This is a genomic window from Amphritea sp., from assembly GCF_016744155.1.
Classification (GTDB): Bacteria; Pseudomonadota; Gammaproteobacteria; order Pseudomonadales; family Balneatricaceae; genus Amphritea.
The window spans coordinates 39,810-55,347 of record NZ_JADGEW010000028.1; the positions used below are offsets into that span (position 1 = coordinate 39,810).

Sequence of the window (15,538 nt, forward strand, 5' to 3'; positions counted from 1 at the left end):
TTGTAAAGAATCTTATAGCTATATACGCTTATAGATATACGAAAATAAGAACAAAACAGGCAATAGCCTACTGAAGAGTTCAATGGAAGCTACCGATAACAAACAACATTTCAAAGTTCTGGGGTCTGGCTTACTGGGGCTGATTCTCACGGTCGGCATCGCTCGCTTCTGCTACACCACGCTGTTACCGGCAATGCAGGCAGAGGCTGGACTCAGCGATCTCGCCGGCGGCTATCTGGCCACCATTAATTACATCGGTTATATGTGCGGCGCGGTGTTGGCGGCTACCATTAGCAACCTCAAAACTAAAGATATGCTCTACCGTGCAGGCCTGATCACTGCGGTGATAACCACACTCGCTATGGCCCTGACAGACAATCTATGGCTTTGGGGAATTCTACGTTTTTTCTCAGGTCTAAGCAGTGCCAGCGGTATGCTGATCAGCGCCGGTCTGATTATGAACTGGCTGCTACGCCACGGTCACCGGGCTGAGCTGGGTATCCACTATGCCGGCGCGGGTCTGGGTATTATTGTTAGTGGACTGGCAGCCGAGCTTATGATCGGTCACCTCGACTGGCGAGAACAATGGTTAGCCGTTGGTGTGCTGGGTTCGCTGATCGCTATCCCCGCCTGGCGCTGGTTGCCCCGACCCGATACCAGTCATCAGACAACCTCCGGACAGCAGCTACAGGACAACCCTCCCAGCCGACGATGGTTAGTGTTACTGGGCATCATGTATTTCTGTGCCGGATACGCTTACGTGATCAGCGCGACTTTTCTGGTAGCCATCGTGGAAGCTCAGCCTGCCCTACAGGGGGACGGGCAACTCGTCTGGATATTTGTCGGCCTGAGCGCAACACCTGCCGTTATTCTATGGGACAGAGCCGCCCGCAGACTAGGCGAACTAAATGCACTATTCATCGCCTTTATTATTCAAATCGTCGGCATTATTCTGCCTGCCTTGAACGACAACCTCGGATTAGTTCTGTTCAGTGCGGTACTTTACGGCGGCAGTTTCATCGGTATCGTTAGCCTGGTGCTGGCGATGGCCGGGCGTTTCTATCCCACTAAACCGGCAAAACTCATGGGCAAGCTCACCCTGTTATATGGCATCGCTCAGATCGGCGCTCCAGCCATTGCAGGCATTATCGCTGATAACGGTGGCAGCTATGCTGATTCGCTCTATATCGCCGCAGCGATCTCTGTATTGGGCGCTGGAATGATACTGATACTCAAAGCCGATCAGAAACGTGAACTGACTCTGACAGAAACATAAAAAAACGGCTCAAGTGAGCCGTTTTCAGGAAGCATTAGAATCTAACTGACTAACCAGACCTCTCTGGCCCACTCCCACACTGTTGTCCACTCCTCTACTTCACCACTTTCAGGAGTCCAAAACACCACAGCACCGTCAATAGTAACCGCATAAAAGCCGCCTTCATGGGCACATATCGGGGTTTGTTCACGGGACAAACCGATAGACCAAGCATAGGCAGCTACTTCAGGCAGATGAGTATGGGAAGAGGTATCGGCAACGGTTACCGGCTCTAACGAACCGCAAACCACATCACTGACCGTTAACAGAAAATCTTTAAAATCCGGATACAGAGGTACGCAGATTTCCTCTTCTGCGGAAACAACATCATCAAAGTCCGGCAGATCCAGAGGAGTCATTACCTCAATATTAGCATTGCGCAGTGCATCTATTACATCTTGCATAACTTCTCGCTTAAAAAAGATTTCAACTCACTCATGAGCTAAAAATGAAGGCGATTATATCAGAGCAATTCCAACATCGCTTCAGCACTACTCACATCAAAGGTCTTAGGTTCTTCCAGATGCAGAGCAGTTACTACCGAGTCTTCAATAATCATGGCGTAACGTCGGGAGCGTGTGCCGCCGAAAGAGCCACTATCCATCTCCAGACCCAATGCATTGGTCAGATCAGCACCACCATCAGCAACCATTGTTATCTTCTCTGCGTTCTGTGCCTCAGCCCAGGCTTTCATAACAAACGCATCATTAACAGAGAGACAGGCGATCAGATCAACACCTTTATCGAAAAACTCATCCGCCTTCACCACATAACCTGGCAGATGAGAAGCCGAGCAAGTCGGTGTAAAAGCACCTGGCAGCGCAAACAACACAACTTTCTTACCGGCAAACAACTGATCCGCACTTACCGCCGAAGTTTCACCACCAGCCACTGCGCTCACGCTAATCGCCGGAATTTTATCACCCACTTGAATCATAATAGTTACCTTAAATAGATGTTATTTACTGCTTACAACATAGCACCCGGATCATCCGGTATTTCATCCAATAAGGGAAGAGTAGCAGAATTCAGAGTTTCAATAGAGTGCTCTCTTAAAAGCGGCTTTCATCTGAGCGCTCATTAGGCCTTAGACCAAATACCGGAACCACTTTTCATCAACAAACCCTTACCGGTATGGATTTAAATAGAAAGTGAACTCACCTGTTTACAGATTAAAACCAAAGCGCAATATCATAAAAAACAGCATCCCCGCCACGATGGTTGTCAGTAGATCCCTGCGCCAGAATGAAACCAGTGCTGCAAATATCCCAGCCAGTAGCCATGGATTATCTACCCGTACCCAAAGCTCTCCCTGAGGTATTAAGAGAGCTGGAACAATGATGGCTGTCAGCACAGCGGGAGGCACAAAGTTCAGTCCGGTGGTTAACCAGGGCGGAAAGCGCACTTTCCCTGCCACTGCAAAAAGAATATAACGGACACTAAAGGTCACCAGAAACATACCGAATATCAGAGTAGCTTCATTCATGTAAAGACTCCTGCGCTGCCCGCTGTTTCAATAGCAGATGCAACGATAGTCCGGTCGAGATACCGCATAGAGCGGCTACCATCAAGCCCAGTTTATGAGGTAAGCCTACCGTAGCCATCGCAATGGCAGCTGACACAATAACCGCCCCCCACATAGGCTTACTCTTCAGATAGGGCACTACCATACCGATAAAGGTGACCGACATAGCAAAATCTAATCCCCAGTGAGTCATATCTGGAAAGATCTCGCCAAGCGCTATTCCCAGGCCCGTACAGAATACCCAGTTACTGTACATCGCCAACCAGGAGCCCAGATAAAACCAGTGTGCATGCGTGGTATTGGCCTGCAGCAGGAAACGGTTGCTAACCGCAGCAAAAGTTTCATCGGTCAGGCCAAACGCCATCATCAAGCGCCAGCGGTGTGGCAGATGTCGAACCTTAGGCACCAGATTGGCGGCGTAGAGAATATGACGCAGATTCACCACAAAAGTGGTCGCGATAATAACCGGTATAGCGGCCCCTGCTGCCAGTAAGCCGAGAGAGATAAACTGTGCTGAACCGGCAAACACAATGACCGACATCGCCAGTGCCCCCCAGGCAGATAATCCACTGGGGCCTGCAAGAGTGCCAAAGATAATACCAAAAGGTATCGCGCCAATAATTAACGGCAGCGTCGCCTTAGCACCGTCAAGCATCTCTTTTCGTTTTATGATCCCCAAATCCGGGTTTGAACTATTACTCTTCATCTTCAGAACCTAAGCGTCATATACACATCAGAACGGCTAAAATAGGAGCGTCCATCGGGATGTGGAACCTGCTTAAAACCAAGGTTACGATACAGCTGCAACGCTTTTTCTAGTTTACTGGAGCTTTCAAGAAACACTTCAGACGCGCCTTGCTCTCTGGCTTTATCCAGCGTTGTCATCAACAGATTGCGGCCCACACCGACATTCTGCCAAGCCTCATCTACTCCCAGCTTAGATATTTCAAACCGTCCTCCTTCGTGGCGGGCCAACGCAACACAACCCACCACGCTTTTATCCGCACTATTATGGGCAAACCAGATGTAGCCACCCCGGGCCAGATATGAACCTTCGGGGTTATCTAACACTTCGAAATCCCGTTCGGTAAGCTCCGTTTTAAAATGCTGGTTCAGCCAAGCCATGTTGATTCGTTTAAATTCACTTCGATATTCAGCATCCCACCCCTGAATAACGATCTGCTGACTTTCATTGCGCCGTTCAAGCTGCTGCAGTACCGGCGCGTAAAAACCTTGCTGTTCTACCAGTGATTCAAATTCTGCCAACGAGTCCAGAAGTGGATATTGTTGCGCCCCAATCAATGCGTCAAGGTGAGCCTGAATAGCTGTCCAGACAGGCGCAATCTGTTCCAGCAGTTGCTCACTTTCTGACGTCAGCGCCAATAGCTGACGCCTTTCATCTTCAGGATCAGTCGTTTTACTCAACCACTGTTCTTGCTGCATTTTTCGGGCGATCTTACTGATCGCAGGGTGGCTCACAGCTAACTTCTCGGCCGCCTCAGTCACCGTCATTGATCCCTGTTGATGTAACAGATTAAACAGTGGATAGAATGTTGGATTCAGGGTTATTCCCTGACTCTGATAAAGCCGGATAACATCCTGAACCAGTGCATCAGACAGACGTTTCAAGCGGCTACCCAGTGACAAGCTGCCAAAATTTTTCATGTAATCCATAAGTGCTCAGCCTAAAACAAAACCATTTACGTAACTAGTTACGTAAATTATCATAATAAAATAACTGATGCATCTTTTGATACCTAATTGATTGCTATTTCACATCAACAGAGACACCTGTAGATTTTTTTGGCTAGCACCTATGGAAAGACTAGAGAAACGGCTCGGTAATCACCGGCTGTAATTGAAATAAAAAAAAGGGGATTGAACATCCCCTGAAAGATTGGGTGAATCGTCAAAAAGGGAAATCAGTTTTTCTAAACCTAGCCCGCCCACTCGGGACGAATTATAAAACCAGCAGCGCGACCTGCGTCAGCATTGGAGAAATACCAACGAGCAAACCGCCTACAACCATTAAAATAGTTGAGATAATACCGAAAATTTCAACACCTTGCTCTTCATGTGACATGAGTAATTCTCCATTTACGATTTCTGTTACTACCCATATAGCACAAACAAGGCCAGATCAAATTACCCCTTTACTTTCAACAGTTTAAATATATGTCACAGATTACAATCCCGACCATCTAAGACACATATGACAAAGAAATGCCATATATGACACATTACTCGAATTCCATCGCTTCAAAAATACGGCCGGCATTTTTACCCGCCAACTGCTCATATGTTTCAAGATGCATGTAGGGGGTCTGATCTATCCCATAGGCATCTTCAAGAGTCCCGTCATTATCCAATAGCTCAGTCACCTTCCCTCGCATATATTCAAGATAACCCCGGGTATATTTATCCACTTCTGCAAAACTGGTGGGCTCACCATGCCCTGGAATAATAGTCATGGTTTTGGCAACAGGCTCAAAACGACTATGCCAGGTTTCCAGCCAGGCGGCGGTATCAGTATCCGGAAAAACCGGCAGCATCCGCTGATGAAATGCCATATCACCAGTAATCAGCACATTACGTTCGGGTACCAATACAGAGATATCTCCAGGACTATGACCAGGACCAAAACGGACTAACTGCACTTTCAAATTCCCCAGATCAAGTTCAAGCTGATCATTGAAACTACGATCTACGACTACCAGTTCGGTGCCTTCAATCTGCTCTTTGAGTATATTACTCATCTCCTCCAGACCATCAGCCCCTCTGTGCTCAATCTCTGTGACCGCGTCCGCATGGGCGATGATGATCGCGCCCTGCTCCTGCCAGTAACCATTTCCCAGAGCAGCATGGGACTGACCGTTCTCATCAACAACATAGAGGACCGGTTTATCAGTGACCTTTCTGATCTCATCATGTAGCGCTTTAGCCAGTAGATAGGCCGAGCCGCCATTGACCACCAGCACAGCATCCCGCCCTTCAATAAAGCTAAGATTATTATTATGCCCGCCGTTTTCGTAACTGAAGTATTGAGTTGCCCCAATCGCCGACCAGACACCGTCTGCCACTTTAACCGGCTTACTATAGAGCATAGATTCAGGATAGCGGTCCGCCGGTGATGCGATCGCAGATAGCGAAATAACAGAGAACAGTAAACAGATAGCTATACCGGGTAGCCGTTCGAGCAGATTACATTGCATGGTCTACATACCTTAGGTTTTATTATTTTTTAATATATTGATATAAGATAATAGAATATGCAAAAGATGCTAACAACCATCCTCGCTAACGATAGATGCATAAAGGCGCATTTAGTGATAAAGCCAAACCTGAAAGTATCGGTCAGAGCCGGTAAGTCTAATCAATTAAGCCTGAGTACAGCAGACAGAAACAATAATAAGAAACTGAAAAATAACTCAACTCAATTGCAGCAGTGCCGATAATAAGGGAAGGTGCGAACAAGTCTTTAGAATTAAGCACCTGAAATGATAGCAAAGTGATTGGCAGTGAGGTGGGATATGCCACGATACTATCTGCGACATCCGACAGAAATTCCTATTCTGCTTAAGACAAACATGCCGCCACAAACGTTGGAAGATACCTGCCGTGATTACAGCGCTGGAGGGCTTTCATGTCTTTCAGATCGCTTCATCTCGCCTGGCTCAACCGTTAGAATCACCATTTCTCTCTCTCAGCCCGACCTGACCGCTTCAGGTCATGTTATTTGGTGCCACAAGCAATCTACAGGCTACCTAATGGGAATAGGGTTTGACGACCCAGATCAAGCCTATTCAGTCAGGATGATTGAACAGATCTGCCAGATTGAAAGTTATCGTTTAAATCAGAGGCGAAACGGTCGACAGCTTAGTAGTGAAGAGGCTGCCGTGGAATGGATAAAGCTGCACGCAGCGGACTTCCCCACCAGCGAGCAGCTTCAGTAGCGATGACTAAGGCTTAAAGATTATGCTCTGCAATAAAGTCATGCAGCGAATCGTAGCTCCAGTCACTGCCATCCGGATGCTTATGATCGTGTTCGTTTAACTTTTCCATCATCTGCTTAACATTATCGCCCTTCTTACGTAGCCCATGAACGAAATGTACCGCCTCATCAATCCGCTGCGTCATCTCAGGTGAGATCTCATTGCTAGTTTTCTCACCTTTCTTGCGAACACTCACTTTAATTCCAGATTTCATGCTATGTTTCTCCTACACACTGTCCTTTTTCTTAACGTTACCTCAGCCCTGCGCAACTGAAAAGGGTCCTACTGAAAATGTTTATAAAACAATGCAATCTCAGGTCATTTTTATCGATTTCAACATTTTTTTGTCTGATTTTTATACAGGGCTGTATCAAGCCCGACACTGAGCAAGCCCCAGTTGAAAAAAAGCTAAATCCTCTTCTGACAGAAAATATTTATTCAACCCAATCCGGCAAACAGATTAGCTACGCTAAGTTATTGGCCGACATTAAAACCAGCCGTTTTGTTCTGGTGGGTGAAAAACACGATAACCCGCACCATCATCAACTCGAACTCAAGCTACTGCAGGATATCCAGAATGGCAGTAACACCCGTGTGGTGCTGGAGATGTTAGATGAACAACAGGGATCAAATATCGACAAGCTTACCGGCAACAGTAAAGAAGAGCTGATTAAAAACCTACTTAACTGGAATGATCGTAACTGGCCCTGGAAGGATTACGGCCCACTCATAAATTCGACTCTGGCAAATGGTAATTTGCTAAAACCGGGAAACCTTAGCAAACCGGTACTGATGCAAATATACAAGAACGCCCCACCCAATGAGCCTCGATTATCAACAGTTGAGGCTTTACCAGAGAACATCCAGGCAGAAATACTTCAGCAGGTATATGAAAGCCACTGTCAGGCAATTCCTCTAAAACAGATGGGGCCAATGGCACAGATTCAGATCAGCAGGGACGCCAGCATGGCCTTTGCCATGAGCCACCAGTTAGCGAGCAATGATCAGGCTATACTTTTTTCTGGAGCATTTCATGTGAGAAAAGATAGTGGCGTGCCACTTCATCTAAATATGTTGAGTAGTGAAAAAAGCATCTCAATAATGCTAACAGAAGTGGATAAAGGAGGAGAAACTGGAAAAGAATCCACAAAAGCGGATAGAGAGGTAGCGGACTATATCTGGTTCACACCTAGGTCTGAAGAAAAAGACTACTGCGCGTCATTACGGCAGCAGTCTTCCCACAAGAAGATAAATTAGTCTTCGCGGCTGGTAACTTCCAGCAAGTGATAGCCAAACTGAGTTTTAACTGGTCCCTGAACCTCGCCTACAGGCGCAGAAAATACAACCTTATCGAACTCAGGTACCATCTGGCCTGGACCAAAACTTCCCAGATCTCCACCCTGACCACCGGATGGGCAGCTGGAATGTTCTTTAGCCAGATCAGCAAACTCAGCGCCCGCTTCTATTTGTGACTTAAGATCAGCGCACTGAGTCTCACTACTTACCAAAATATGTCGGGCCGATGCACGTGCCATAATATAAACCTCAATCAGTTAAAATTTTCCGCTACAGGATGACCTTTTTCAAAAGTCACTGCAAGCCCATTAAAAGACTATCGACATCTAATTGACGTTATAACTTTTACTGATATGCTTAGCCTATGGAACTCGCCCGCATCAACCTCAACCTGCTGATCTCTCTGTACTACCTGTTACGCAATAGGAGTGTTACAGAAGCCGCTGCTGATCAACACATTACTCAACCCGCAATGAGCCGTAACCTAAGCCAGTTGCGAAAGATATTTGATGACCCGTTAATGGTACGGGTAGGTAATAATATGCAGTTGACGCCCCATGGCGAACAGCTCTGGCTAAAACTACCTGAAGCACTAAATCACCTGGAAAGTTTACTGGTGCCCGACCGGTTTGAAGCGGCGGGATATCACGGTGAATTCAACATCGCCAGCACTGACTTTATTACCCATGACCTGATGCCACCGTTGCTGGCAGAACTACAGTCAGATGCACCAGGTATCAGTCTGCATTTTCATCTCTGGGAACCTGGAATGATGGAAAGCCTGCGTCAAGGACGGATGGATCTGGCCGCCTGTATTCTCGACACCGTACCCAATGATATCTATGGAAAACAGATAGGTAGCGATAATTACAGCTGCCTGGTAAACCGGAATCACCCGCTATCCGGACAGGTAATTTCGATGACTGACTACATCCACGCTGACCATATCGGCATAAGTGCCGGCGGCGATAAAATAAGAGCGGTCGATGAAGCTTTAGTGAAACTCAAGCATCAGCGAAATATGAAACTGACAGTACCTTTTATTCATTCAGCAATGGCTATCACCAGCCGTGCTAATTACATATTAACCCTGCCCAGTCGGATAGCCGCTCGGCTTGGCCCTAAATATGGACTGGAAATTCTGGAGCTACCGGAACAACTGAAAATCCCCGCCAGTAATTATTACCTAATCTGGCACCAACGCCTGCAGTCTGACCCAGCCCATCGCTACCTTCGAGAACGCATGTTCGATAGTCTAGGTACTGATGAATCCCTCTGAAGGCCCACCAACTAAGCCCCAATAAAACAAAATATTACACGCTCTAAAGGTCATAAGTAATCGTTATGACCTTTATCTATAATCAGCATTCGCCAGCCCCCTACATCCTCACTACAATTGCCCCCATCAACTAAAGACGTTTAATTAAGAGAACAACAATGACTGAATGGCTAGTATTCGCGGGCATTATGCTACTGGGCGCCATGCTTCCAGGGGCCAATACTGCGATCATTCTGCGCAACACCCTGCAAGGCTCTCGCCGGGATGGCTTTATAACGGCTTTGGGGCTGGCCACTGCACTGGCAATTCATGTCGTACTATCGGTTCTCGGACTGGCTGCCCTGATTGAACGCACACCCATTCTATACGAAGCGATCCGCTGGCTAGGAAGCGCTTATCTGATCTATCTCGGCATTGTTTATATAGCTACCCGCTCATCCAACGATGATGCCGACTCACAGGAAAGCAGTAATAACCCTTTCATCGCTGGGATGATGGTCAGTCTGTTCAATCCGAAGATTCTGATTATGTTTGTGGCCATCTTTAGTCATATTGTTGCTGAAGTATCCAGTATCGCCCTACAGATACTCTACTGTATAACCCCGGTAGCGGCAGAGTTTGGCTGGCTCAGCATGATTATACTGCTGCTGACCCGCCCATCGATTCAGGCATGGCTCAAGCGAGCACGTACAACCATCGAGCGGGTAATTGGTGGAGGACTGGTTTTACTGGGGATAAAACTCGGACTGGGGTAAACCCAAAAAGCCCTCTGGATAAGTTCGATTACAGAGCCCTACTAACAAGCCCTGATAACAAGCCCTGATAACAGAGCCTATTAAAGCTGCCGGGCAGGAATCCCTCTCCGGCCGTCTCGATTACGTCGCTTCTGCTTATTCTGAGATAACTCTATGGCGCACTGATCTTTATTGTTCAAAATCACAATACATTCCATACATTGAATACACTCATCATAATCGATACTGCCATCACGGTTAATGGAATCGATATCACAACGAACCTTACAGAGCTGACATGGACTACCGCACTCCGTCCGACGCTGTAACCAACGGAACAAACTAAATTTCCCAAGTATCGCCAACCCAGCCCCTAACGGACATAGATATCGGCAGAAGAATTTGTGAATAAACAGCCCCACTCCTAACAACAGCACCGCGTAAAACACAAAAGGCCAGCTACGGATAAAGTTTAGTGTAATCGCAGTTTTGAATGGTTCCAGCTCGGCTAGACGCTCTGCCATACTGACCGACCAGAATGCACTGCCCACCAAAACCAGTAATAACAAGTACTTCAGCTTCTGCAACTTAGCATGAACAGCGGGTGGTATTTTTATCTGCTTAAGCTTCAGCACTTTTGCAACTTGTCCTACGATCTCCTGTAATACACCGAAGGGACAAAGCCAGCCGCAAAAAACACCCCGCCCCCAAAGAAATAAAGTAATAAAGACATAGGTCCATAATACAAAGAGCACCGGATCCAACAGGAACACCTGCAGATCAAAGCCCTTTTTAAGTTGCAGCAACAACGTATAGATATTAACCACTGACAACTGGCCTTGAGCATAGAAGCCGATAAAGAACAGTGTAAATAGCATTACGCCCCAGCGAGTACGGTGAAACAAACGACTATAGGCAGATAAACGGTGTTGCCAGATAAACGCAGCGGTCACCACCAAAAGCGCCAACAGTAATCCGCCGAGCTGAAACAAGCGATCCAGCCATAAGCGCTGCCATAACGGTAGCTGTTTAACCTCTTCTATGACCTCAATATCAAATAGATCCATTGGTAATTGATAACTATCATCCAACTGAGCCTGATCTCGAATCAGGTGATTTCGCGCCAGATCAAGATTAAGACTCAGGGTCACTGGTTGCGATGGATCGAAACCCGATTGTGCCTTAATTCTAAATATACTCACTTGCGTCAGCTCAGGAGCATCGCTGGGTAAGTTAGTCTCACGCGCATCAAAGAAGTCGAGGCCACGGATATCTACTGGTAACCCGTTTTGCGACATCCCTAATCGGCTGGGTACAGTACCCCGTCTAAACTCCGGTTCCAGAAAACCAAAACTACCGGCCGAGGCCACCAAGATGGCATGCTCCCCTGGCCTAAGCACCGCTTTAAGACGCTCAAAATCCTCTTCGCCTAAAAGGTTTTTACCGGTAACCGGAGTATTCAAATAGGCATAATAATAGCGCCCGGGGATTTCAGATTCAGATAACGCCTGTTGCATCTCCTGATCTGCATAATCATTCAGATCCAAGGGAAAACCTGAAGCCATCTGTGTAGAAGACAAACGCCAGTGGCGCAGCAGGCCTTTATCGACTAACTGTTGCCAATTATTCGATTCAAAAACATCTTCACGTACCGTCACCGATGGCGGTTGTGTGAAACCTTCCAGATAACTTCGGGCAACCTTCAATGCTGATGCCAGCACAGTATCATTTATCACCAGCACTGAAACCGTAGCTTTCGTCACACCATCTATATATACCGTCGTGGAGCCTGCCTGATTCTGACCACTGTGACGACTATCGACGATGACCCGTTTATCAACTTTAATACCCTCATACTGACCGATAAACCGGATCATCGGCTGCTCACCCAAACCATGCATGAAAATCGGTTCGTGATGATTCAGTACTTTCAACCCCACCAGCACACCTTCGGCATCCATGCCGATCAGCAGATTGATCCGCTCACCGGAAAAACCGGGCAGATCTGTCAAATCGTTAGTTTCGAAAACATATCCCAACAGTTGATCAAGCTGATAAACAGGCGTGACCACAGAGTTTTCTAATACTTCACCAACCCGGGTCAGCTTAGGGAAAATTGCACGCATCTGATCATCCGACACCTGAGCAAAAACAGTGCTATTCAACGACAACAGATAAAGAAGCATCAAGGCTCTGATAAACGAAAAGAGTGACATATACAGACTCCATGGACCGACCTTAGATGATCCAAAAAGCGTGCACAATCAGCCATAGTACTTTACGGCCATCTACCCACTACTTTAGCGTCAGATGACCTGAAGAATACGCTGCCTGATCCAGCGGCACATCGGGTCACGATGATAACGCTCATGCCAATAGAGAAAGAAATTGATTGGAGGCACCATCAATTCATCAGGTACGGATCTCAGGGCAATGTTTCTCCCTTGAGCAATACGTCGTGCGACAATTTCAGGCAGGATAAATAGCAGATCAGAGTTCTCACAAAAATCTGCAGAAGTCATGAAGTTAGACAACCGCAGCGCAAGATGGCGTTTATGACCCAATTCAGCCAGGCGATCATCAATATGGCCAGGGCCCTGCCCCGTCATAGAGACCAACCCATGACTAGCGGACAGATATGATTCAAAAGATAATTTCTCAGAAGCAAGCGGATGATCCGCCGACATCATGCAGACAACTCCAGACTGGGCAATCAATAACCGTCGATATTCTCCTTCACCGGTTCGAGGCGCCATCCCGGACAAACAGAAATGTACCTCACCCTTCTCCAATAGCTCAAAATGATCCCTAGGCTCGCTTCTTACTTCTAAACGCATTTTCGGCGCGTCAGATCGCAAAACCTTGAGCAAAGGAGAAACAAAGCAGGCCACTTCAAGATCAAGACCGTAAACTCTCACCACATCTTCCGCATCTGCCGGGTTGAAAGCAGGCTCAGCAATTAGCTGTTCCATTCCACTGATGAGAACCTGAAGCCTTGGCAGAATTTCAGTTCCCCGGGAACTAAGATCAAACCCCTGAGACGTTCTCACCAGCAACGGATCATCAAAGGTATCCCGCAGTCTTTGCAACGCTCTGCTGACAGCAGACTGGCTCATATGCAGCTGTTCTGAGGCCCGGGTAACATGACGGGTTTCCAATAATTTCTGTAGTACCACTAACAGGTTAAGGTCTACGGACCTTAAATTCACTTCGCGCATAACAATAATCACAATAATGCATTAGGTGAATTCATTATTACCTATTACATTAACGCCTGCCACCGGAAAAATCCGGCTGTTAAATTTTGAGGAACATTCCATGTCTGATCAGGTCAAAGTTGCAATCGCTTATCACAGTGGTTATGGGCATACTGAAGTATTAGCGCAGGCTGTTGCTGCAGGAGTCGAAAACGCTGGTGCAACAGCGATAACGATCTCAGTTGCTGACCTTGAGACGATTAACTGGGACGCTCTGGCTGAAGCTGATGCAATTATTTTCGGCTCGCCTACCTATATGGGCTCAGTCAGCGGCCCGTTTAAGTGCTTTATGGATGCCTCTTCTAAAATATGGTTTGAGCAGGGCTGGAAAGATAAACTGGCTGCAGGTTTCACTAACTCGTCCAGCCTTAGTGGTGACAAACTGAACACCCTGATCCAGATGTCGGTCTATGCTGCTCAGCAAGGAATGAACTGGGTAAGCCTGGGTGTAGCAAACGGTAATAACAGCAGTCAAGGCGATCCACAAAGCCTAAACCGTATCGGCGGTTATCTGGGTGCTATGGCACAAAGTAATGCCGATGAAGGCCCGGATGTTGCGCCACCACAATGTGATCGGGATACCGCTCAGGCTCTTGGAGCTCGGGTTGCAACTGCAGCGAAGCGCTGGAAACAATAATTTTTAAGCAACAGGCGGCCTGGTCGCCTGTTTTTAGAGAAAAGCATCTATGGCATCACCCATTAAAGACAACTCAAGCACGTTTGGATTGGGGTCAATTCTGCTGCACTGGGTTATCGCATTAACTATTATTGGCATGTACCCGCTAGGCCTCTATATCGATAGCCTGACCTATTATGATGAGGCATACAATATCGTCCCGGCCTGGCATGAAAGCATCGGTATAATTCTGCTCGCTTTTTTGGCAATGCGTTTTCTCTGGCGGGCAATAAACAAAGCACCGGCCCCTCTGCCGCAGCCTAAACCAGTCCTGCTAATCACTAAAGCAGTACATCTGCTACTTTATCTATTACCGGTCATCACTGTGGCGTCAGGGTATATGATCACAACTGCAGATGGCCGCCCGATATCAGTATTCAACTGGTTTGAAGTACCTGCGCTTCCTGCAATCAGTGATAACCAGGAAGATCTGGCAGGCGAAGTACACTTCTGGGTTGCGACCTTTATGATCAGCTTGGCGGGGCTACATGCGCTGGCTGCTTTAAAACACCATTACATTGATAAAGATAAAACCCTAACCCGCATGCTAAGCGTGCAATCGGAGGCTAAACAATGAATCTTAAAGCTATTATCGCTGGCACTATTCTGGCGGGCTCTTTCACCGCTGCTCAGGCCGCAGACTACGTAATTGACACCCAAGGTGCTCACGCATCAATCAACTTCCGTATTCAACACTTAGGCTACAGCTGGGTACAAGGACGCTTTAACGAATTCGATGGCAACTTCAGCTACGATGCAGCCAGCCCGGAAGCATCGACTGTATCCGTCACAATCAAAACACCAAGTGTAGATTCCAACCATGCCAAGCGAGACAAGCACCTTCGCGGCGATGATTTCCTGGCAGTAGAAGACTTCCCGGAAGCTAAGTTTGAAAGTACCGCATTCACTCCTGCAGCTGACGGCACTGCAGTACTGAGCGGAAACCTGACTCTGCACGGTGTGACTAAACCCGTCGATATCACTGTAACAACAATAGGTGAAGGTAAAGACCCATGGGGCGGCTACCGTGCTGGTTTCAGCGGCACTACCGAACTGAAGTTAAAAGATTTTGATATCAACTACAATCTGGGGCCTGCTTCCGCCAGCGTTTTTCTGGATCTCAACGTAGAAGGCGTACGTAAGTAACACAGGAAAAAGTCCCCCCGCGATTTCCTTTAAAAAAGGGGCTTAACATTTTGTTAAGCCCCTTTTTCAGTTCTCTTCATCCGTTCTTACTATGGGCGTTGACTGCCCATCAGCATCAATAGCAACAAAAGTAAAATTACCTTCAGTCACTTTTTCAATCAGCTCACTATGATGGCGTTGCACCCAGGTCTCTACATGCACGACCAGTGAAGTCTTGCCGTAACGCACAACACTACAAAAGCAACTCACATCATCGCCAATATAAACGGGCTTAAGAAACGTCATCGCATCTACCGCTACGGTTACTACCCTGCACTT

Annotated in this window: 20 protein-coding genes; 8 read left to right on the forward strand and 12 right to left on the reverse strand. The window is 47.2% G+C overall.

Going from position 1 to position 15,538, the window contains the following annotated elements:
• Window positions 1–82 precede the first annotated feature (82 nt).
• Window positions 83–1,276: a YbfB/YjiJ family MFS transporter gene (locus QZZ54_RS16845; RefSeq protein WP_290704630.1), complete on the forward strand. Its 1,194-nt coding sequence runs from the start codon at window positions 83–85 to the stop codon at window positions 1,274–1,276.
• 41 nt (window positions 1,277–1,317) lie between these two features.
• Here the strand turns inward: QZZ54_RS16845 and QZZ54_RS16850 are convergent, their stop codons facing one another.
• The 7 genes from QZZ54_RS16850 to QZZ54_RS16880 form a co-directional block, all read right to left on the reverse strand.
• On the reverse strand, window positions 1,318–1,719 hold the full coding sequence (locus QZZ54_RS16850) for an SMI1/KNR4 family protein (protein ID WP_290704633.1): 402 nt from the start codon (window positions 1,717–1,719) through the stop codon (window positions 1,318–1,320).
• Between the two features lie 59 nt (window positions 1,720–1,778).
• Window positions 1,779–2,252: a peroxiredoxin gene (locus tag QZZ54_RS16855; protein ID WP_290704636.1), complete on the reverse strand. Its 474-nt coding sequence runs from the start codon at window positions 2,250–2,252 to the stop codon at window positions 1,779–1,781.
• A gap of 228 nt (window positions 2,253–2,480) precedes the next feature.
• Window positions 2,481–2,801 carry an AzlD domain-containing protein gene (locus tag QZZ54_RS16860; protein WP_290704637.1) on the reverse strand — a complete coding sequence of 107 codons (321 nt, stop codon included), beginning with the start codon at window positions 2,799–2,801 and terminating at the stop codon, window positions 2,481–2,483.
• A complete protein-coding gene (locus QZZ54_RS16865; protein ID WP_290704640.1) occupies window positions 2,794–3,546 on the reverse strand; it encodes an AzlC family ABC transporter permease in 753 nt (250 codons plus the stop codon). The genes QZZ54_RS16860 and QZZ54_RS16865 overlap by 8 nt, the downstream gene beginning before the upstream one ends.
• Before the next feature lie 2 nt (window positions 3,547–3,548).
• Entirely contained in the window at window positions 3,549–4,514 is a 966-nt protein-coding gene (locus QZZ54_RS16870; protein ID WP_290704643.1) for a bifunctional helix-turn-helix transcriptional regulator/GNAT family N-acetyltransferase, read from the reverse strand.
• 286 nt (window positions 4,515–4,800) lie between these two features.
• The gene (locus QZZ54_RS16875; protein WP_290704646.1) at window positions 4,801–4,923 is read right to left on the reverse strand and encodes a hypothetical protein; all 123 of its coding nucleotides are present in this window, start codon (window positions 4,921–4,923) and stop codon (window positions 4,801–4,803) included.
• Between the two features lie 157 nt (window positions 4,924–5,080).
• Complete coding sequence (locus QZZ54_RS16880; RefSeq protein WP_290704649.1) at window positions 5,081–6,052, reverse strand: MBL fold metallo-hydrolase; 972 nt, start codon at window positions 6,050–6,052, stop codon at window positions 5,081–5,083.
• Window positions 6,053–6,370: 318 nt separating this feature from the next.
• Between QZZ54_RS16880 and QZZ54_RS16885 the strand changes: the two genes are divergently transcribed.
• Entirely contained in the window at window positions 6,371–6,793 is a 423-nt protein-coding gene (locus QZZ54_RS16885) for a PilZ domain-containing protein (protein WP_290704652.1), read from the forward strand.
• A 13-nt stretch (window positions 6,794–6,806) separates the two neighbouring features.
• Here the strand turns inward: QZZ54_RS16885 and QZZ54_RS16890 are convergent, their stop codons facing one another.
• Window positions 6,807–7,046 (reverse strand): hypothetical protein, encoded by a 240-nt coding sequence (locus tag QZZ54_RS16890; RefSeq protein ID WP_290704655.1) that lies wholly within the window; start codon window positions 7,044–7,046, stop codon window positions 6,807–6,809.
• 263 nt (window positions 7,047–7,309) lie between these two features.
• Here QZZ54_RS16890 and QZZ54_RS16895 point away from each other — a divergent pair, with 263 nt between their 5' ends.
• Window positions 7,310–8,089 carry a ChaN family lipoprotein gene (locus tag QZZ54_RS16895; RefSeq protein ID WP_290704658.1) on the forward strand — a complete coding sequence of 260 codons (780 nt, stop codon included), beginning with the start codon at window positions 7,310–7,312 and terminating at the stop codon, window positions 8,087–8,089.
• On the opposite strand, the gene QZZ54_RS16900 is transcribed toward QZZ54_RS16895, so the two are convergent.
• Window positions 8,086–8,367, reverse strand: a complete 282-nt coding sequence (locus tag QZZ54_RS16900; protein ID WP_290704661.1) for a peptidylprolyl isomerase — start codon at window positions 8,365–8,367, stop codon at window positions 8,086–8,088. The two genes, QZZ54_RS16895 and QZZ54_RS16900, sit on opposite strands and share 4 nt — an antisense overlap.
• 125 nt (window positions 8,368–8,492) lie before the next feature.
• On the opposite strand from QZZ54_RS16900, the gene QZZ54_RS16905 reads away from it, so the two are divergent.
• Together QZZ54_RS16905 and QZZ54_RS16910 are read left to right on the forward strand one after the other, a co-directional pair.
• Window positions 8,493–9,407, forward strand: a complete 915-nt coding sequence (locus tag QZZ54_RS16905; RefSeq protein WP_290704664.1) for a LysR family transcriptional regulator — start codon at window positions 8,493–8,495, stop codon at window positions 9,405–9,407.
• Between the two features lie 158 nt (window positions 9,408–9,565).
• Window positions 9,566–10,162 (forward strand): LysE family translocator, encoded by a 597-nt coding sequence (locus QZZ54_RS16910; protein ID WP_290704667.1) that lies wholly within the window; start codon window positions 9,566–9,568, stop codon window positions 10,160–10,162.
• An 80-nt stretch (window positions 10,163–10,242) separates the two neighbouring features.
• Here QZZ54_RS16910 and QZZ54_RS16915 read toward each other — a convergent pair whose 3' ends face one another.
• The gene (locus tag QZZ54_RS16915) at window positions 10,243–12,357 is read right to left on the reverse strand and encodes a 4Fe-4S binding protein (protein WP_290704670.1); all 2,115 of its coding nucleotides are present in this window, start codon (window positions 12,355–12,357) and stop codon (window positions 10,243–10,245) included.
• Between the two features lie 90 nt (window positions 12,358–12,447).
• Complete coding sequence (locus QZZ54_RS16920; protein WP_290704673.1) at window positions 12,448–13,359, reverse strand: LysR family transcriptional regulator; 912 nt, start codon at window positions 13,357–13,359, stop codon at window positions 12,448–12,450.
• A gap of 100 nt (window positions 13,360–13,459) precedes the next feature.
• Between QZZ54_RS16920 and QZZ54_RS16925 the strand changes: the two genes are divergently transcribed.
• Genes QZZ54_RS16925 through QZZ54_RS16935 form a run of 3 tightly spaced genes read left to right on the forward strand, consistent with a single transcriptional unit; the run spans window position 13,460 to window position 15,220 of the window.
• On the forward strand, window positions 13,460–14,035 hold the full coding sequence (locus QZZ54_RS16925; RefSeq protein WP_290704675.1) for a flavodoxin family protein: 576 nt from the start codon (window positions 13,460–13,462) through the stop codon (window positions 14,033–14,035).
• Window positions 14,036–14,084: 49 nt separating this feature from the next.
• Complete coding sequence (locus tag QZZ54_RS16930) at window positions 14,085–14,651, forward strand: cytochrome b (RefSeq protein ID WP_290704678.1); 567 nt, start codon at window positions 14,085–14,087, stop codon at window positions 14,649–14,651.
• The gene (locus QZZ54_RS16935; RefSeq protein WP_290704681.1) at window positions 14,648–15,220 is read left to right on the forward strand and encodes a YceI family protein; all 573 of its coding nucleotides are present in this window, start codon (window positions 14,648–14,650) and stop codon (window positions 15,218–15,220) included. Before QZZ54_RS16930 ends, QZZ54_RS16935 begins: the two co-directional genes overlap by 4 nt.
• 66 nt (window positions 15,221–15,286) lie before the next feature.
• Here QZZ54_RS16935 and QZZ54_RS16940 read toward each other — a convergent pair.
• A partial coding sequence (locus tag QZZ54_RS16940) for a hotdog domain-containing protein (RefSeq protein WP_290704684.1) occupies window positions 15,287–15,538 on the reverse strand: 252 nt, incomplete at its 5' end.